The sequence below is a fragment of the Endozoicomonas atrinae genome (assembly GCF_001647025.1).
GTDB classification, from domain to species: domain Bacteria; phylum Pseudomonadota; class Gammaproteobacteria; order Pseudomonadales; family Endozoicomonadaceae; genus Endozoicomonas; species Endozoicomonas atrinae.
In genome coordinates, this window is record NZ_LUKQ02000460.1 from 1 (window position 1) to 2,337 (window position 2,337).

1 protein-coding gene and 1 pseudogene are annotated in these 2,337 nt (G+C 37.8%); one reads left to right on the plus strand and one right to left on the minus strand.

What is annotated here, in order from left to right:
* The first annotated feature begins 739 nt into the window (after window positions 1-739).
* Window positions 740-2,146: a hypothetical protein gene (locus tag AK963_RS27875; protein WP_066018575.1), complete on the plus strand. Its 1,407-nt coding sequence runs from the start codon at window positions 740-742 to the stop codon at window positions 2,144-2,146.
* A gap of 15 nt (window positions 2,147-2,161) precedes the next feature.
* Here AK963_RS27875 and AK963_RS36135 read toward each other — a convergent pair.
* Window positions 2,162-2,337 (minus strand): annotated as a pseudogene (locus AK963_RS36135) (IS256 family transposase); the annotation flags it as partial.

The window sequence follows — 2,337 nt, forward strand, 5'->3', positions numbered from 1 at the left end:
GTCCTCTCGATTGGTCATGGCGCTGCTCCCTGCTTGATACCAACAGGAAAACAATCGGCCAGAAAAGGGTTAATCGGGAGGTCAAATTAAACTGGTGTTTTGAAGACTTATTACATCGGTGATGACAGAAGGAGCGCGGTTTGCTCAGCTTCAGCTATTGAATCCGCTCTGCAAATGGTATGTTCTGACTTTGATATGCCTCGTCGACAAATTGGAACTGTCACCCTTGTGGTTTGTAGAGAAATAACCTGGTTTGATTTTATTTCTGGTTTGATCTCTACGTTTATTTTATTTTGAGCGTGTTCAAGAGTTGCACCTGCAGGCTGAATGCTTTCAAAACTTCTTCCGGCTGCATGCAAAGGTTGCATAATATTTCACTCTATTTTTAATGGTTGAAAATCAATTCTAGATGCTTTTTATATGAATGCTGTTTTAGAGAATATAAATGTGAAATCACAATTTAATAATTGATCAATGTGAATTTAATGATCAGGGAGGTGGTGGTTTCTGTTAGTACATAAATTTCAATATATTTTTAAGGGGCTTTTCAGTGCTAAGGCAGCTGATACTCTTTCTGGCTTATAGGTGATAAACCTGAATTTTGCAGGGGTATTTTTACTTGTATTTTATTTCGTAAATGTATTTTTCAGGTAATAAAATTAATTGTTTGCACCTTACTTATTTTGGCTATGATCTTGGTATTACAAAAACCTAGTTTCAATAATTCTGAGAGATTTTTATGCCAATTGCTCTTTCTGCTGTTAATGTTGCCACTTTTGATCAGTTAGGAGGTAAGGCGTGTTGTATATGTGATGAATTTTTTAAAGAGGATCAGGATGAAAACATACAAAAGGGGAGCCCATTCAGATTTCACAGTTTCAGGGTGGTATTTCCTTCAGTATGTAAAGAAAGGCATTTTGTTCATGTGAATTGTTATCATGGAAAGGTTGCTGATGGTGACCTTACTGATGCTTATTTGTGCCCCAAACCTCTTTGTAATCGAAATGTTGGGGTTAAAGCGAATATATTAAAATCTCTTGATGCCTGGATGGATATTGGTGATGCATGTCGCCCTGTCATTGAAATGTTAGAGAGCAAGCAGGATAGTAGGATTGATTATGAAAATATCTCAAATCTTCAAGGGAAAGCCAACCAGCTTGAAGAAACCATTATTCTTCATCCTAAGGCGGTAGATGCTAGAAAACTTTATGTTGAAGCACGTGTGGTAATTGGAAACTCTTACCTTTTTCATCATCCTGAAGCAGAAGGAGATATAGGTTGTGCAATTGAGTCATATAAAAAAGCAATGATATATGACCTTGATGCAAGCAAAGAGAGTCTTGAAAAGGCAAGTTGTATACTTTTGGGAAGCGCTTTGGATAATCCTGAGTACAATTTTAAATACAGATTTGAAAGAGTTGAAAGTATTCACGGTCTGTATCCTCAAAATAAAGAATTATCTGAGGGTCTGGCCAGGCTGCATTTGCAGAAAGCAAAGATGGCTCTTGAAGTCGTTGGAGATAGGGGGTATGGGTTTGGGTGTGTTGAAAATAGCAAAAAATTTTACGTTGAGCATAGGTTTTTGTCTTTTAATCGTGAGCTAGAGAGTATGTGTTTAGATAGATGTCACTTATTGATGGGACTTTCCAGTGATAAAGCTGTGGATTTTTTGGTTTCCTATTTTCCAGTGCTAAGAAAAATGGATGCCTGTTTTTCTACTTGTGAGGAGCTAAAAGGAATTTTATTTAAAATGGCAATGTTGCACTTGGAAAAAACAGAGTCCTGTTTTAAAGATGTGGAATTTATTGATTTTGATGTGCTGAGCAGGATGTTTTGTAATTTGAACTTCTGCCGTGTCTACGGAAAAAAGCAGGCAAAAAATAGAGTTCGTTCTTTAGAAAAAGCATATTTTGCCTTGATGGGTGGCAAATTGAATGCAGTGTTGAAGGAGGCGCGACAAATTGAGCAAAATAATGCAGGAACCAATCCATTTGAGCATAAGAAATTAAGTGCTTGGTTGGATATTATTAAAAATAACGGAAATCGCTCGCAAAAATGGGAGTTGGCGCGTCTAACTAATACGTATGGAGTGCCTCGAAGTGGCAGAAGTAGCAATAGTTATGAGCCTGTAAATAATTCTGTGTAAACGCCACCAAAACTATTACTCCTTGAACCGGTCAGGAAACATAATTTCAAACCGGTTCATGGCTGCTTTCCAGTTCCTGATCGGCATGGTCCATTTCTCGGAAGCTTTTTCCATGGCCAGATAGATTACCTTCATGACTGACTCATCAGTCCGAAAAATCTTCCGGTTCTTGATCGCCTTACGAATGACGC

Excerpts from the sequence above, each read along its gene's own strand:
- AK963_RS27875 (WP_066018575.1), top strand. The coding sequence starts at position 740 with ATGCCAATTGCTCTTTCTGCTGTTAATGTTGCCACTTTTGATCAGTTA.